Genomic DNA, 16,822 nt, shown 5'->3' with positions numbered 1-16,822 from the left:
GATTGAGGATTGAGGATTGAGGATTGAGGATTGAGGATTGAGGATTGAGGATTGAGGATTGAGGATTGAGGATTGAGGATTGAGGATTGAGGATTGAGGATTGAAAAAAAAATTAACTAAATTTTATACAAGAATAAGGGTGAAAAATTTATCATTTGATCGAATGAACGTTACAACATCAGTTTTTTTGGGAAAATGTTAAATCCGGAGAGGTAGATCTATTGGGAAACGATCTTCCTGTCCGGATTGACATTCGAAATTAAATTCGAAAACTTTATGATTTATTCAAACGCATTGAAGCCAGTCACATCAAGTCCGGTGATGAGCAAATGGATGTCGTGTGTTCCTTCATAAGTAATCACCGATTCCAGGTTCATCATGTGACGCATAATCGGATATTCTCCGGTGATACCCATTCCACCATGAATTTGTCGTGCTTCACGTGCGATTTGGAGAGCCATATTCACATTGTTTCTTTTTGCCATTGAAATTTGCGCAGGAGTTGCACGGTTTTCATTCTTCAGAACACCCAATCTCCAGGTAAGCACCTGTGCTTTGGTAATTTCTGTGATCATTTCAGCCAGTTTCTTCTGTGTCAGCTGAAAACCACCAATAGGCTTACCAAACTGGATTCTCTCCTGAGAGTATCGAAGTGCTGAATCATAACAATCCAGTGCCGCGCCCATGGCTCCCCAGCTGATTCCGTAGCGTGCTGAATTCAAACAGCCGAGTGGCCCTTTCAATCCTTTGACATTTGGAAGAATATTTTCTTTAGGAACTTTCACATTATCAAAAACCAATTCTCCGGTCGCGCTTGCACGCAAGGACCATTTACCGTGTGTTTCCGGAGTAGTAAAACCGGGCATTCCGCGTTCAACGATCATTCCACGGATTACACCTGCTTCATCTTTTGCCCAGACGACAGCGATATCGGCAAACGGAGCATTTGAGATCCACATTTTTGATCCGTTCAACAGGTAATGATCTCCTTTGTCTTTGATATTGGATAACATCCCATTTGGGTTCGAGCCGTGATCCGGTTCTGTCAATCCAAAACATCCCATCATTTCACCTGAAGCAAGTTTAGGAAGGTATTTTTTTCTCTGCTCTTCACTTCCATAGGTATAAATAGGATACATCACCAAAGAACTCTGAACAGATGCAGTTGAACGCAAACCGGAATCTCCTCTTTCAAGTTCCATCATAATCAGTCCGTAGGCAATCTGATCCAAACCACCACCGCCATATTCTACAGGGATGTAAGGTCCAAATGCGCCAATCTCAGCAAGACCTTTGATCCATTGTTTCGGGAAGGTCGCTTTCTGACATGCATCTTCTACAATTGGAGATACTTCTTTTTTAACCCACTCACGAACACTGTTACGAATGAGTTTATGTTCTTCGGTTAATAATTCGTCAACGAGATAGTAATCATGGTATTGAAATCTGTCAGTTGCCATATTGTTTTTTGAAATTAGTGCTTAGTGGGTAGTGCTTAGTGGTTGGTGCTTAGTGGTTGGTGCTTAGTGGTTGGTGCTTAGTGGTTGAATGATGCAGAGAAAATAATTGAATAGTGTGTCCTGTTTACTATTCACTCTTCACCACTAACCCTCCTCCATTCACTGTAAGCGCTTATTTCCTAATTCTCCTAAGGGTGCTTGTTTTAGCGCTGCAAATTTAGCAAATATTCATTCCTTTGTTTTGAAATGAAATCTCTAAGTATACAGCTGTTTTTCAAACCAGGTAAATGGATATTTCCCGCAATCATCGTATTGTGCCTATTTCCATTGCTTTTGGGTATACTGCCTGGCTGGAAAAAGATGCAAAGTGATTTCCCCAATTATTTTGTCGCGGCAAGCATTGTTGTTGAAGGTCAAAATGCAGACAGTTTGTACCACTCAGATTGGTTTCAAAATCAATTGTACAGCCATGGCTTTTCAGAACAGGGAAAATTCTCGCCTTTTCCGCCTCCAACAGCATTTATTCTCTTGCCTTTTGTTGGTTTTGATGCTCTTACAGCTAAACGTATTTGGCTAATTTTCAATATTTTGTTGATTATCCCCATTGTTTTACTTATGAGTCGGATAACAGGACTGCCAGGACCGATGAGCCTGCTAATATTCCTGATGAGTGGAATGGCATTGGTGAACAATTTATATCTGGGTCAGATGTACCTTATGCTACTATTGTTTCTTCTCACCTCCTATTTTCTTGTACTTAAAGGATATGCAAGCAGTACAGGATTTTTTCTGGGGACAGGGATTGCAATCAAATATTTTCCACTTGTTTTTATACCCACGCTGATCAGTGAAAGAAGATGGAAAACGCTTCTCTCCGCATCAGCTGTCTTTTTGTTGTTTCATATTGTGGCTCTGATTCTTTTAGGAAGTAATGTTTACTCTGATTATTTCCACAACGTATTATTTCAACATTTGAATGGAAATCTTGAAGGTCAATCTCCATGGTCATCAAGTTTTCAATCCTGGAACTCACTGGGTCATCAATTGTTTTTACCAGACAACATTGAAAATCCACATCCATATTTTCCATCTGAAAAAATATATGTTGTATTTAAATTCTTAATCTATTCCTTCACTTTGATTGCCGGTGTTATTCTCTATTTAAAATTCAGAAAACAACCGGATTTTATAGAAGCATCACTATCTCTAACGGCAATGACGATTCTTGTGCTTTCACCTGCCTCAGCCAGTTATCACGGCTTGCTACTATTATTTCCCGTTAGCTTGATGGGAAATATTTTATTAGTAAGAGGGAACGCCAGAGGATTTATTTTGCTAATCCTTCTGACGGGATTGATCGGGTTTCTTCCATGGTTATTAGAAGTATTGTCTATACGATCTACATCGATAGCTCTGACTTATACTCGTTTATGGCTGAATGCAATTTTGTATGTGGTGATTTACATTCAGTTGTTCAATTACAGTAAAAGCAATCCGCTGGATGTAATTACAGGTTCTTCTCCAAATCGGAGTGTTATCAATTAATCCGGATGGCCACGCTCAAAACAGTCAGACGATTTCAGCTCATTGCATTGAATGCATTGTCAAACATGTCATCTCCGATTGGAAGCATGATTTGTTCATGGCTGGTGATTCGTTTGATTTCACCTGAATTATGGGGAGCTTATACAAAAATTATTTTGTGGTTCATGCTTGCCACACAACTGACAGGATTCGGCAATAAGGAATATCTTCTTCGTGAATTCAGCAAAAACCCAAAGGATATATTTCCCGCATTGAAGTCAGCTTTCCTCGCAAGATCCCGGGTTTTTCTAGCGGCTGCATGCATCATTCTGTTTCTCCCCATAACAATTATTTTAAAATGTATTCTGATTGGCTGGTTGCTGGCAAGGTTTGTTTATTCCAGCTTCGACCCCTTATTATTATTTGAAAGAAAATTTTCAATTACATTGATATTGGAATCAATTGCTGTGCTTATATTTTTCCTATTGATCATGAACCGTCCGGCTGAAGCGGGACTAAGCTGGTTATTAATTGCATTTCTTGTTATCGAGGTTTTTAAAGCCGGTGTACTTCTGCTCATTTATAAAAAACAGCTTTTTACTTTTTCCCCGCTCACTCCAGCCTTTCCATTTTACAGAGGAGCCGGCCCCTTCTTACTATTGTCTATATCGGGTTTGATCAGTTCGAGAGCGGATCTCTACCTTGTGTCAATTTATCTTGACAAGTATCAAATCGCTCAGTATAGTGTCTTGTTGAATTTTCTGATTTACCTCCAGGCATTATCAAATTACGTCTTTCAGCCTTTCATGAAAAATTTCTACCGTATTCATTCATCCGGTAAGAAAAAAATCACCTATCGCTTCATTGGACTTGGAATACTCATCACACTTTTCGGAGTTCCTGTGGTTTGGTGGGTCACTAACAATTTATTTCATCTTTCTTTTGATGCAAATTTCATTTGGCTGGGAATGATCTATGTATTGCCTATATTTTTATACCTGCCGGTAATTTATCTTCTTTACAAATCCGGAAAGGAACATGTTGTGTTGTTTTTAAATCTTTTTGGCATCGTGCTGAACATACTTCTGAATATGATATGGCTACCATCCTTAGGAATGAAAGGAGCCTTGTTATCCGCAGCTGTGGTACAACTTTCTGTCGCACTGATTTATTTTTTCAATACACCAAAAGAAAAAGAAAATGATCTCCTTGCTGTGTCCTGAGTGTTTTCTGCCTCTACACGAAAGTAGTCTGCAGTGCGCAGCCGGTCACAAGGTGAAGGTGTCCGATGGTATCATTGAATTATATTCCGAAGAGTTCGGGAAAAAGCTGGAGCGCTTTCTGGTCAATTATCATCGTGCATGGACAAAGTTGAATTCTGTTTGGACAGAAAATGAAACGAACACCTCCCCGTTTTTTTATTCGGGCGAACGTAAAAAGGATTGGGCTTACCGAAGAGAAAGTTTAGCAATCCTGAATGATGTCATTCGGAGTGAAAAAAAATTGTCCGTTCTGGAAATCGGTCCATGGAATGGTTGGTTAAGCCGGCAAATTCTTAAAGCAGGCCACCGGCTTGTAGCTTTGGATTACTTTCTGGAGAAACCGTATGGTTTGAAGTCAGTCAACACTATTCCCGGTCAAAAAATCTGTATCCAGACAAACCTGTCTGACCTGAGTCTCATCAATGAAAAATTTGATTTGATAATTGTGAATCATTGTTTGCAGTTTATGGAAAATCCGGTGATGACAATTTCGCATTTGAAGGAAAAATTATTATCGGGAGGAAAATTGTATATCATCGGTTCACCTGTTTATTTGCAATCACAAAAAAAGTCTCAAAAAATTCAGCTGCAGAAAAAACTCTTTTTTAAGGATTTCGGTTTTGAGTTGTACTTTCAGGCAGGGAAAGGATATCTGGATGCGAATGACCAGGATGAGTTGAGCAAAGAGGGTGTTCATTTTAAAGCATATCCCGGAGCCGGCTTTAAAAATTTTGTTTCCGGAATGTTAAGTTCTCGTCCGCTGTATTTATTTGGTGAGTTCCAAAATGACTCAGATAATTTGTAGTTTTTTTTCGTTAAAATCAAAATAGCACGAATTGTTTCTTTCATAAAAACACATTCTTGTATCACAGAATATTCCTGGCTGATGTTGGAATAATTTCGTTTTCAATTCATGTATGTGTATTTCAGGGAAGTAGGAGGAATTTCAAATAGCATGTTCCTGAAAATGAGCAACGGTTAATAATTTTATGTCGCGGATTGAGATCTCTGAATTACATTCGCTGCCTATTTAAGAAAACCATGCTCAAGGTAGAACTCAGTCCTGTTGAGGAAAAAATAATTCGTCACCTTTGTGATGTTCAGATAGAATCTTTTACAAAGCTCAAAGAAAAGGACGAAAGCATTGATATAGATTCTCAGCTTTCCGCAGAGCAAGTGAGTGCTTCAGAATTTATGCAAATTGTAAATGACGAACTTGAAAAGTACCAGCTGGTAAAAGAAACACCAGCCAGGATGTTCAATCTGGAACACATGCTTTTTAATACTTTGAAAGAAATCACTCTTAATTACGAAGAAGAACTTGCGGAGTTGTATGGTGAAGATCTGAGTGACTTTTGGAAAAAACTTTTTCTGGCAGAGTATGTTTGGGGGAATCTGAACTAGTTAGGTGTTAGGTGTTAGTTGTTAGTTGTTAGTTGTTAGTTTTTAGTGATTGGAGGGTCGATACGCAAGCATGGTCTTTTAACTTCCAACGTCTTATTAATCTATTGTTTTCTGCTTTAAAGCTTTTGTACCTTAGCAAGCCATGAATAGCTTGCGTCCGAGTGTACTTTTATTCAATCCACGAGCAGCGAAATCTAAACCTCGCCTGCCCAATAGCATTCTTTCGATTGCCGCATCTGTTGATGGAAAATATCCCTGGATGATTGTCGATGGAAACCTCGAAGATGATCCCTGGCCGAAATTGCATCAATATCTTAAAGAAGGGGCCGTATCCTATTTTGGTTGCACTGTAATGCCGGGTCCCCAACTGAAACAAGCCATTCCGCTGACAAAAAAAATCAGGCAAGAATTCCCTGATGTTGTTATTATCTGGGGCGGATATTTTCCGTCCAATCAATACGAGGTTGTGTTGGATTCAGGATTGGTTGATGTGGTTGTGAATGGACCCGGAGATTATGCATTTCCAAAAATTATTGAAGCCATTGAAGAAGGAACCATTCAACCAGAAAGCATTGGAAATATAATTTACAGAAAAGGAAATTTCCCGAAAAAGAAAATTCTTTCAGAGGCAAATAAAGATCAACAAGACCATTCAAAAGGATCGTTCATCATTACTAAAAAAGATGATTTGTACGATCAGGATTTACTTCCGCCGCTGCCTTATCAGAAATTGAATTCCTTTTATCCAATTCAGAAATATCTGGGTAAAACTTATCTCGGAACGAAAACGATCGCTTACCACTCCAGTATCGGGTGTCCTTTTACCTGTTCTTTTTGCGCGGTTGTTCCCATTTACCAGGCTAGATGGAAAGGAAAATCAGCGGAGCATATATATCGTGATATTAAATTGTTGAAAGAGCAGTATGGTGGTAATGCCATCGAGTTTCATGACAATAACTTTTTTGTTTCCGAAAAGAGAACAGTGGATTTCTCCCGACTGATTCAACCTGAAAATATGATCTGGTGGGGAGAAGGCAGGATTGACACCATTGACAAATACAGTGATTCATCTTTGGAGCAAATGCGGAAAGCCGGTTGCAAAATGATTTTTTTCGGAGCGGAAACCGGAAATGATACTGTTCTGAAACAAATGGATAAAGGCGGCACACAAACAGGTTCGCAAATCAGAAAATTTGCAGCCCGGATCAAACAGTTTGACATTATTCCCGAATATTCCTTCGTACTGGGTTTTCCTGCTGAAAACGAAGCAAAAGCCTGGAAACAGATCCGGGAAGACATCTCCTTTATCCGGGAGATTAAGGAGATTAACCCACAAACAGAGATTATTATTTATATCTATAGTCCGGTCCCGACTCCCGGTAGTGAGATGTACAATTCTGTTCTGGCTTCAGGATTTAAATTCCCTCAAACACTTGAGGAATGGATTAGTCCGCATTGGGAAAATTTTGATCTCCGTAAGAATCCTTTAACACCCTGGCTCACGCCGGATATGATTGATCATATTCGGAATTTTGAAACAGTATTGAATGGTTATTATCCTACTGTTTCAGATATCCGTTTAAGTTCATTTCAATCCAGAGCAATTAAAACATTCAGCAGTTTTCGGTATAAAAAAGAAATTTACAGCTATCCATTTGAAATAAAGGCTTTGCAAAAGATCTGGAAATATAGGCAGCCTGAGGTGGAGGGGTTTTAGTTGGGTTTCGAGATTGATTGAGATTGAAGATTGATGATTGATGATTGGAGATTGGAGATTGGAGATTGGAATAGAAAAAAGGTATTAAAATCTGGACTACTACGACTAATAACTAGCCACTAACCACAATGCACTAAGCACTAACCACCAACCACTAAGCACTAACAACCGACCACTAAGCGCCAAAAAAAGTACAACCTGAAATTCAAAAGCAGCCTTTGCCGGGGAAGGGCCGGTGCTTCGAGGAGGGGGTTATTCCCGTTCGGTACCCATTTTTTCCGGTTCAGCAACAAAAAGTCCCAAATGAATGCGATTTGGTTGATTTTTAGGCTTAATTCTGAATTTAATCGCTAAGAACGCCTCCACTTCGATGCAAAATTTACACACCAGACAGTTGCGAAAAAACCCCATTCGTACCTTTGAAAAGAAGATATTGGACAGATTATACAAGCCACTGGTGAAATGGTACACCGGTCGTGAGCGTCCATATACTTTCAGAAATATTCCAATAACTGTGCTTCCCGGGGTGTTTCATCCGGGCTTATTTTACAGCACTAAATTCCTTCTGGATTATCTTGAGTTTGTCAATTTACAACGCAAGACAATTCTGGAATTGGGAGCCGGAAGCGGCCTGATCTCTGTGATTGCCGCGACAGAAGGAGGTTTTGTAACCGCCACCGATATTCATCATACTTCAATTATGAATATCCGGATCAACCGTGACCGTAACCTCAGCCGTATTGAACAAAATGATGGCCGTCTGGAAGTGATTCAGTCTGACCTGTTTCAAAACATCAACAAACAAACATTTGACATCATTGTCATCAACCCTCCTTATTACAATGGAAAGATTTCCGTTCCGGAAGATTATGCATGGTATTGCGGTGAAAGCTTTGAGTATTATAAAAATCTGTTTAGTAACATCAGTTCATACATGCACTATGAAACAGAATCCATCATGATTTTATCCGATGACTGCGACCTCGAAACCATCAAAAAAATTGCCGCGGATCATGGATTACAACTGAAACTGAAGCTCACACGCAGAAATCTTATTGAAAAGAATTTCATTTTTCGAATCAAGCCATTGGATGCCTGAGACTAAAGAGTCTGAACAAATACGACCATTTTTAATGTTCTGATTTGTCACCAATAGGTTAAAATTCATCATCTTCTTAATTTTAAAGGAAAAATTCATTCTTAATCAGATTGAATTACCTTTGAAAACATGAATCTGGCTTTTACTTCTGTTTCTCAACCCAAGGGGAATGCAGTTGTTTTGTCTGCAATCGAAAAATCGGTTGTTAGATCTCTGCTGTATTTTGAAATTTTCAATCATCCCTTACGAATGGATGAGATTATCCAGTGTTTGGATATTCCTGTTTCTGAACCTGAATGTGTGAAGATTCAAATCGAACAACTGGTTGAGAATGGATACATCCGCCAGCAAGATGGATATTACTTTATCAATTGCAAGCCTGATGTGATTATCCGCCGCATTCAAGGGGAAGAACTTGCGATTAAATCCTTAAAAAAAGCAAAATTTTTTTCCTCTATCATCGCAAGGTTTCCATTTGTGAGAGCAGTTAGTCTTTCCGGATCTATTTCCAAATATTACATGGATAAAGATTCGGACATTGATTATTTCATCATCACTACACCGGGGAGAATGTGGGTAGCCCGTACACTTCTGGTTTTGTTTAAGAAATTGGTCCTGCTGAATTCCAAGAAATATTTTTGTGTCAATTACTTTATCACAGAGGAATCTCTCGAGTTAAAGTCACGCAACGTGTATTCCGCGACTGAATTAACGTCCATTATTCCTACGTACAATTACGGTTTGTATCAGTTTTTAATAGCCCGCAACTCCTGGGTAAATGAATACTATCCGAATTTCCCTGTGCGTTGTGAAAAATGGTTGGTTAAGGACCGTAAATATTTTTTGAAAAAAATATTTGAGAAATTACTCTCCGGGAAACTTGGTGAAACACTCGATATTCAATTTTACCGAATGACTTTGAGACACTGGAAAAAGAAATTCAGTCACTTTGATGAATCAACATTTGATCATCGACTGCGCAACGGAAGGAATGAATCCAAACACCATCCTCTGGGTTATCAGCAAAGAGTACTGCAGCAATTGTCGGAAAAAATCGGGAACTACGAACATCGATTTGAATTGTCATTGCGGAAATGAAAAAGATTCTTTTTACACATAGTTATTTTCTCCGCTTTGATCCGAAGCAATGGAAATTGCAGCAGCCATATCCTCCCCTGGCTCCGCTCTATGCAGCCGCACATATTCGGGCAAAAGGATTTGATGTTCGGTTTTACGATACCATGTTCAGTCCTGATACAAAAGAGATCGTACAGGTCTTGAATGAGAATGCACCTGAAGCTTTGATCATTTATGATGATGGCTTTAATTACCTCACGAAAATGTGCCTCACCAATATGCGTGAAGCGGCATTTGAAATGATCCGTTTCGCAAAAGAAAAAGGCATCACAGTAATTGTTTCCGGAAGTGATGCCACGGATCAAAGTAAACTTTACCTCGATGCGGGCGCGGATTTTATCATCGCGGGAGAAGGAGAACAAACTTTGTTTGAGCTTCTTCAGACACTCAAGGCTTCAGGTAAAGTAGAAACTGAAATTCCCGGATTAATTTACAAGGATGAGTCAGGGCTTGTGATAAAAAATAAAAAGCGTGAAGTATTGCGCAATCTTGATGAACTGCCCCATCCGGCATGGGACTTAATCAACCTTTCAGAGTATAAAGAAAGATGGATAAATCAAAACGGATATTTTTCGATGAACATCAGTACTACCCGTGGTTGTCCTTTCCATTGTAACTGGTGTGCAAAACCAATCTATGGAAACAGATACAATGTGCATAGTCCTGAATGGGTAATAGAAGAGATCAAAGTCCTCATGCGTGAATATGGTGCAACACATTTTTGGATGACGGATGACATCTTCGGACTAAAACCCGGATGGATCAATCGATTCGCGGAACTGGTAGAAAAAGAAAAATTAAAACTTCGGTTTAAAATCCAGTCCAGAGTGGATTTACTACTTGAAGAAGAGAACATAGCAGCTTTGGCAAGAGCCGGTTGCGAATCCGTTTGGGTTGGCGCTGAAAGCGGATCGCAAAAAGTGCTGGATGCAATGGACAAAGGAACCCGTGTGGAACAGATTTATGAAGCGACACGTCTGATGAAAAAGAAGGGAATTAAACCTGCATTCTTCTTACAGTTTGGATATCCCGGAGAGACTGATCAGGACATTCAGGCAACCATTCAAATGGTGAATGAACTCATGCCGGATGATATTGGTATTTCTGTGAGTTATCCATTACCGGGAACAAAATTTTACGAAAAAGTCAAAATGGATTTAAAAGAAAAAGCGAACTGGACCGACAGCGATGAACTCGCCATGATGTTCAGGAATTCTCATCCTTCTTCTTTCTATAAAGAGTTGCAACGCTATGTGCACAGGACGTACCGGACAAGACAGGGTTTTAGCGAGTTTAAAAACCTAATGAGCAATCCTGTGAAGATTTCACTTCAGCAATTGAAAAGAATTGTTGCTATTCCTGTTCATGCCACAGGAACATTTGTACAAAAACAAAAATTAAAGAAGTACAAATTGTAAAGTGCTTGCTCTTTCCCTGTTCAACCCATACCTTTCTTCGTGTAAATGGCAAGCTCTTTCGATACGGTCGCTCATAATTACGATGAGACATTCACCTTCACACAAACAGGGAAATATCAACGTGAGCGTGTGTGGCATTATCTCGACAAATTAAATCTCAATAGCAAGGATGTTTCCGCTTTAGAGATCAATTGCGGAACCGGTGAAGACGCGGTATACCTTGCCAGTCGGTTTCAAACAGTGGTCGCGACTGATTTATCATCCGAAATGATTCGAATCGCAATTGAAAAAAGTAAACAGAAAAAAATAGACACAATAGAATTCTTGGCAACGGATATGCTTGAGATCCGCAACAGACTTCCCGGACGTCAATTTGATATGATTTTCTCAAATTTTGGCGGACTCAATTGTCTGAATGAAGATCAGATTCAAAATTTGAGTTCGGAATTGGAGGCAATGTCAAACCCGGGTGGAAATTTGATTTTGGTAATCATGGGAAGAAGGTGTTTATGGGAAAAATTATATTTTTTTCTAAAGGGAAAAACATCCATGGTAAATCGCAGAATGATCAGTACAGGAGTGAACGCGAACATAGGAACGACCCATCAAAAGACATATTATTATTCCCCGAAAGAGATAAAAAATCATTTTTCAGGAAATTGGAGTTTTAGCCGTGTGATCCCGATCGGCTTGTTTCTCCCACCCTCCTACCTGGATCCGTTTTTTTCGAAACATCCCTGGCTATTAAAATTGCTCAGATCAGCAGAAAAAATATTTGGAGGTCTTTCAGTCGGTGCGGATTATGCCGATCATTATCTCATTCATTTTACAAGAAATGAGATGAAAAAAGAGAAATAAAATTCTGCAGCAGAAATTCCCGAATCTAATTTCTAAAACTGAATCAATTCTCCTATTAATATCCAGGGATTCGTACATTCGGTCATTGGTACAAAACATGTCATCCATCTTACTTACGCACGCATATTTTCTCAACGAAGATCCTAAGGAAAAGGAAATTATGAAGCCGTATTCTCCTTTGGGAATCCTTTATATTTCAGCCTATCTGGAGGAGCATGGATTTGAAAACGATGTTTTCGATTCAACTTTTTCTTCTTTTGAAAAGTTGTGCGATGAGATTATGAACAAGCAGCCCCGCATCATTGGTATTTACACCAATCTGATGACCAAAATCAATGTTCTGCGTGTCATTCGTTTTGTAAAAGACCAGCCTTCACTTAAAAAATGCAAAGTGATACTCGGAGGTCCGGAAGTAAAAAACCATGCGGAAAATTTTCTGAAATATGGTGCGGATGTATTGGTTCTTGGAGAAGGGGAAGAAACGATGCTTGAGTTGGTGAAGTTATTTTCAATGGATGAACATATTCGGGGCGATGAGAAATTAAAACTTGAAGAAATTCCGGGAATCGCTTTTTTGAAAAGTGACAATTCGCTGATGATAACACCCGGCAGAGCGCTGCTGAAAGACATGGATTTGTTACCTTTTCCGAATCGAAAAAAGATCCGTCTGGAAAATTACTTCGAAGCCTGGAGTTCAAGGCACGGAGCCAGCGCTATTTCAGTGAGTACCATGCGGGGTTGTCCATATACATGCAAATGGTGCAGCCGTGCTGTCTACGGACAAAGTTACAGACGCAGAAGTCCGGGAAAGGTCGTTGAAGAATTAAAAATTCTCCGGAAGACTTATGCATTCGATACGATTTGGTTTGTCGATGATGTGTTCAGTATAAGTCACAAATGGCTGGAGGAATTTCGGAATGAAGTTGTAAAAGAAGGATTGGAAATTCGATATGAATGCATCACGCGGGCCGACAGGATGAACGAAGAAGTGATCAGAATGCTCAAAGAGAGTGGCTGTTTCCGGGTATGGATTGGCGCGGAGAGTGGTTCGCAGAAAATAATTGACGCGATGGACCGGAGGGTGAAGGTGGAACAGGTGCGGAATATGATTCAACTTTCAAAATCCATGGGGCTTGAGACAGGCACCTTCATCATGGTTGGCTACCCTGGTGAAACGGAAACGGATATTGAAGCAACCATTGAACATCTGAAAATTTCCGATCCTGATCTCTACACGATTACAATAGCCTATCCGATCAAGGGAACACCATTGTACCAGGAGACTGAAGCTGATTTTATAAATCCTCCGCTTTGGGAAACAGCGACTGACCGTGAGATTGATTTCAAACGGACCTATTCACGTCGCTATTACGAGTTTGCAATCAGAAGGGTTTACAATGAAGTGGCGGCTTTCAAACTCCGCAAATCCGGCCGTGGTGGAAATTTTTTGCTGACCAAACTGAAATTGAAATCGATAATAGCGAAGAGTGGAATGTTGTGGGAAAGAAGTTTCCATTGATCGAAAAGCATCATTGTTATTTTTGTTTCTTTGTCGCCTGAAAGAACCACACCTTTATCTCATTCAAAATCACTTGGGTCGTCGGATAAAAATAGAAGAGGAAGAGCTGGTCCAATTACTCTCATCGAGGGAAGTAAAAGGGCTTGAAATTCTCTACGATAATTACTCCCCTGTCCTGTATGGTGTGATTTTCAGAATTCTTCGCAATGAATCGCTGGCGGAAGAGGTTTTGCAAGACACTTTCCTGAAAATCTGGAATAATTTCACACAATACGATAGTGCTAAAGGCCGTTTATTCAGCTGGATGATAAATATCGCCAGGAATTCAGCTCTGGATAAAATTCGTTCCAAGGATTTTATTTCCGGACAGAAAAACCAGTCATTTGAAAAATCCGTATACTCAGATAAAGATGAATTGCAAACTTCTTATAATCCTGACACAATCGGTATCCAGCAAATGGTGCAAAGACTTGAACCGGAATATCGTCAGATTTTAGAGTTGCTTTTCTTCGGCGGTTATACTCATTCAGCTGTTGCCGAAAAATTAAATATTCCCCTGGGGACTGTGAAGACAAGATCGAGGGCAGCCTTGCAGAAGCTGCGCACTTATTTTGATTCTGATGTAAATTAAAAGATGGATATCAAAGAATACATTGCTTCAGGTGTTGTTGAGCTTTATGCCATGGGATCATTGTCTCCCGAGGAGAAGAAGGAGTTTGAGCAAAAAATGCTGGTATATCCTGAAGTTGCCGCTGAGCTGAAAAATGTACAGGAGACCCTTGAAGTTTATTCTCAGAACAGCATCCGTAATCCTCGTCCCGCGCTTCGTTCAAGTATTCTTTCCAAAGTTTATAACCAGGCATCTGAATCACCTGAAAAATCGAAATTAAAAAGCCTGGATCCTTCACACCGCCTGACTTACAAATACCTCATTGCAGCAAGTCTTGCCGCTTTGCTGATCAGCACTTTCGCTTCCTGGTTTTTCTATAAAAGCTGGAATGACGCGGAAGACCGGTACGTATCCGTGATGAAAGAAAAAAATCAGATTGCACTTAATTACAATGTTATCAAAAACACTTTTGATCATACCTATAGTGATCTGATGATGATGCGGGATGAAAATGCTAAAGTAAGCATGCTCATGCCAATTGATAGTACCAAGCATTTCCAGGCCAGAGTTTATTGGAACAAATACACACAGGAAACCTATATTGATATTCTGGCTTTACCTGCACCGGATTCCGGGAAACAATATCAATTGTGGGCAATGGCTGGCGGATTGCCGATTGATGCAGGGGTTGTTGGAATGCAGATGGAAGATGACGGGATGCAACGGATGAAAAACATTCCGATTGCGGAACAATGGGCAATCACTCTGGAGCCTTCGGGTGGCAATATCAGTCCGACAATGGATCAAATGGTTCTTTTTAGCAGCAGTAACTGATCATTTACTTTTTCCAGGACAATTCGAACCAAGGCCTGGTTTTTGAGGTTACAAAACTCAGCAATGATTTCATTAAAATCTGATAGTTCTTTTTAGGATTCAGAATATTTTTATATTTGCTAATCCTGATTTATATGGTAAAAAACCTATTCATCGTTTGTATTCTCCTCTTTGTAATTTCCTGCACCAAGGATATACAGGAGCAAGTGCTGACCCCTCCTCCTGGATGTGATAGTGCTGAAATGCACTATGCCAGTGATATTAAACCAATCATCAGTTCGTACTGCAGTTATTTTGGCTGTCATAGTCCGGGTGGCGAAGGAAGTTTTGATTATACGACTTATGAAGGGCTCGCGAACAGAATCCGTGCAGGAAGGATGCTTGATCGCCTTGCTCTTCCTGTCGAGAATCCTCAACACATGCCAGAACATCATTATCCTGGACGCCTGTCAGCTATATAAACTGAGACTCTGGATTGCCCAGGGATATCCTAATAATTAATATCGATGTTACGTCTTCTTTTCCCCCTGTGCTTTGTCTTGCTTTCTACTTCCGTATTCGGCCAGGCGGTCTGGATCAGCAAATCCGCGGAAGTCACTTTTTTTTCGGAAGCCGCGGTTGAGAATATTGATGCAAAGAATACATCTGTAAATTCTATTCTCAATGCGGCTACCAACGACATTGCATTCATTGTTTCCATTCGTGGATTCAAGTTTCAAAAAGAACTCATGCAGGAGCATTTTAATGAAAAGTACCTCGAGAGTGATAAATATCCACAGGCAACATTTAAAGGAAAAATAAACGACACTCTGGATTTTTCAAAAGACGGTATTTATCCGGTCACCGCAACCGGCACTTTATCTATTCATGGTGTAGAAAAAACTGTTACAGAAAAAGCAAACATGGAGATCAAGGGTAAGAATATTCACCTTGACGGGAACATGCTTGTCGCGATTGCCGACTACAATATTTCGATCCCAAAGCTTTTATTTCAAAATATTGCAGACACGATAAAGGTTGACATGAAGGTGGATTACATTCCCTACCAGAAAAAGGATTAAAAGGTTCTCCTTCCCGTTTAATTCAGTATGATTATGAAAAAAAATATACCCTTAATTTTCTTTCTTCTCCTGGCAACTTTCACAGTTTATGGTCAGGACGATCTTTTAAAACAATTGCAAGCTGAAACACCTCCGCCTAAAAACGAGCCGGTACTGGCGACATTTAAGGGAAATAAAATCATCAACATCCAGACAAATGAAACAGTAAAGAAGAGCAACCTGGATATCCGGATCAACCATTTGTTTGGAAACATTGGGAAAAAAAGTGGCGGTTCATTTCATGATTTGTATGGATTTGATCAGTCCCAGGACATACGCATTGGCGCGCATTACGGAATTACCGACCGACTGATGACAGGTTTCAGTCGTTCCAAACGTCAGGAAAACCTGGAATTGCTGATCAAATACAAGGCACTCGAACAAACCACTAACCATAAAATTCCAATAGGAATTACTTTGTATGGAAATGCGACTTATTCCACAAAATCAGAAATACTGATTGATAAAGATATCCACCGACTGACTTATTTCGGTGAGGTGATCATTACAAGGAAATTTTCACCCAAATTTTCAATGGCATTAGCTGCAGGTTATTTACATCGTAATCTGGTGGGGCCATACGATGAAAATGACAATGTGAGTCTGGGAGGCGGTCTCAGGTGGAAATTCACCCCCAGCACTTCTTTGATAGCTGATTTTGCCCATACTTTTGGAAGGGAGAAAATGAAAGACATTTCGGACATCTACGATGTAGCTGGTGCCGGAATTGAAATTGAAACCGGAGGCCATGTGTTCACCATCATGGTCACAAATGCCTCTGGCATCCTCGAAAACGATTACCTGGTGAATACACAAGATAGCTGGGAGAAAGGTGGGATTAAATTTAGTTTTATCATCTCCCGAATGTTTAAATTCTGAT

General features: G+C 39.9%; 16 protein-coding genes. 15 read left to right on the top strand and 1 reads right to left on the bottom strand.

The window, feature by feature from the left end:
* Nucleotides 1–281: 281 nt before the first annotated feature.
* Nucleotides 282–1,460: an acyl-CoA dehydrogenase family protein gene (locus IPP86_03535; GenBank protein ID MBL0137589.1), complete on the bottom strand. Its 1,179-nt coding sequence runs from the start codon at nucleotides 1,458–1,460 to the stop codon at nucleotides 282–284.
* Nucleotides 1,461–1,820: 360 nt separating this feature from the next.
* Here IPP86_03535 and IPP86_03530 point away from each other — a divergent pair, with 360 nt between their 5' ends.
* The 15 genes from IPP86_03530 to IPP86_03460 all read left to right on the top strand — a co-directional run bounded on the left by IPP86_03530 (nucleotide 1,821) and on the right by IPP86_03460 (nucleotide 16,821).
* The gene (locus IPP86_03530) at nucleotides 1,821–3,005 is read left to right on the top strand and encodes a DUF2029 domain-containing protein (protein MBL0137588.1); all 1,185 of its coding nucleotides are present in this window, start codon (nucleotides 1,821–1,823) and stop codon (nucleotides 3,003–3,005) included.
* 5 nt (nucleotides 3,006–3,010) lie between these two features.
* The gene (locus IPP86_03525) at nucleotides 3,011–4,207 is read left to right on the top strand and encodes a polysaccharide biosynthesis C-terminal domain-containing protein (GenBank protein MBL0137587.1); all 1,197 of its coding nucleotides are present in this window, start codon (nucleotides 3,011–3,013) and stop codon (nucleotides 4,205–4,207) included.
* Nucleotides 4,185–5,051 (top strand): class I SAM-dependent methyltransferase, encoded by an 867-nt coding sequence (locus IPP86_03520; protein MBL0137586.1) that lies wholly within the window; start codon nucleotides 4,185–4,187, stop codon nucleotides 5,049–5,051. Before IPP86_03525 ends, IPP86_03520 begins: the two co-directional genes overlap by 23 nt.
* A 236-nt stretch (nucleotides 5,052–5,287) precedes the next feature.
* Nucleotides 5,288–5,650 carry a hypothetical protein gene (locus IPP86_03515; GenBank protein ID MBL0137585.1) on the top strand — a complete coding sequence of 121 codons (363 nt, stop codon included), beginning with the start codon at nucleotides 5,288–5,290 and terminating at the stop codon, nucleotides 5,648–5,650.
* Nucleotides 5,651–5,792: 142 nt separating this feature from the next.
* Nucleotides 5,793–7,367, top strand: coding sequence for a B12-binding domain-containing radical SAM protein (locus tag IPP86_03510; protein ID MBL0137584.1), 1,575 nt, complete (start codon nucleotides 5,793–5,795; stop codon nucleotides 7,365–7,367).
* A gap of 394 nt (nucleotides 7,368–7,761) precedes the next feature.
* Entirely contained in the window at nucleotides 7,762–8,466 is a 705-nt protein-coding gene (locus IPP86_03505; GenBank protein MBL0137583.1) for a methyltransferase, read from the top strand.
* Between the two features lie 129 nt (nucleotides 8,467–8,595).
* On the top strand, nucleotides 8,596–9,564 hold the full coding sequence (locus tag IPP86_03500) for a hypothetical protein (GenBank protein MBL0137582.1): 969 nt from the start codon (nucleotides 8,596–8,598) through the stop codon (nucleotides 9,562–9,564).
* The gene (locus IPP86_03495) at nucleotides 9,561–11,021 is read left to right on the top strand and encodes a B12-binding domain-containing radical SAM protein (protein MBL0137581.1); all 1,461 of its coding nucleotides are present in this window, start codon (nucleotides 9,561–9,563) and stop codon (nucleotides 11,019–11,021) included. Before IPP86_03500 ends, IPP86_03495 begins: the two co-directional genes overlap by 4 nt.
* 45 nt (nucleotides 11,022–11,066) lie before the next feature.
* Nucleotides 11,067–11,879: a class I SAM-dependent methyltransferase gene (locus tag IPP86_03490; protein MBL0137580.1), complete on the top strand. Its 813-nt coding sequence runs from the start codon at nucleotides 11,067–11,069 to the stop codon at nucleotides 11,877–11,879.
* Nucleotides 11,880–11,976: 97 nt separating this feature from the next.
* Nucleotides 11,977–13,398, top strand: a complete 1,422-nt coding sequence (locus IPP86_03485) for a radical SAM protein (GenBank protein ID MBL0137579.1) — start codon at nucleotides 11,977–11,979, stop codon at nucleotides 13,396–13,398.
* A 73-nt stretch (nucleotides 13,399–13,471) separates the two neighbouring features.
* Complete coding sequence (locus tag IPP86_03480) at nucleotides 13,472–14,029, top strand: sigma-70 family RNA polymerase sigma factor (GenBank protein ID MBL0137578.1); 558 nt, start codon at nucleotides 13,472–13,474, stop codon at nucleotides 14,027–14,029.
* A 3-nt stretch (nucleotides 14,030–14,032) separates the two neighbouring features.
* The gene (locus IPP86_03475; GenBank protein MBL0137577.1) at nucleotides 14,033–14,842 is read left to right on the top strand and encodes an anti-sigma factor; all 810 of its coding nucleotides are present in this window, start codon (nucleotides 14,033–14,035) and stop codon (nucleotides 14,840–14,842) included.
* A 134-nt stretch (nucleotides 14,843–14,976) separates the two neighbouring features.
* Nucleotides 14,977–15,303, top strand: a complete 327-nt coding sequence (locus IPP86_03470; GenBank protein ID MBL0137576.1) for a hypothetical protein — start codon at nucleotides 14,977–14,979, stop codon at nucleotides 15,301–15,303.
* A gap of 45 nt (nucleotides 15,304–15,348) precedes the next feature.
* Nucleotides 15,349–15,903 carry a YceI family protein gene (locus tag IPP86_03465; protein ID MBL0137575.1) on the top strand — a complete coding sequence of 185 codons (555 nt, stop codon included), beginning with the start codon at nucleotides 15,349–15,351 and terminating at the stop codon, nucleotides 15,901–15,903.
* A gap of 33 nt (nucleotides 15,904–15,936) precedes the next feature.
* The gene (locus IPP86_03460) at nucleotides 15,937–16,821 is read left to right on the top strand and encodes a hypothetical protein (protein MBL0137574.1); all 885 of its coding nucleotides are present in this window, start codon (nucleotides 15,937–15,939) and stop codon (nucleotides 16,819–16,821) included.
* The last annotated feature ends 1 nt before the right edge of the window (nucleotide 16,822 follow it).

It is taken from the genome of Bacteroidota bacterium (genome assembly GCA_016720935.1).
Classification (GTDB): Bacteria; Bacteroidota; Bacteroidia; order AKYH767-A; family 2013-40CM-41-45; genus JADKJP01.
The sequence above is the reverse complement of the archived record's forward strand: the minus strand, read 5'-3'. Positions and strand labels throughout refer to the sequence as shown.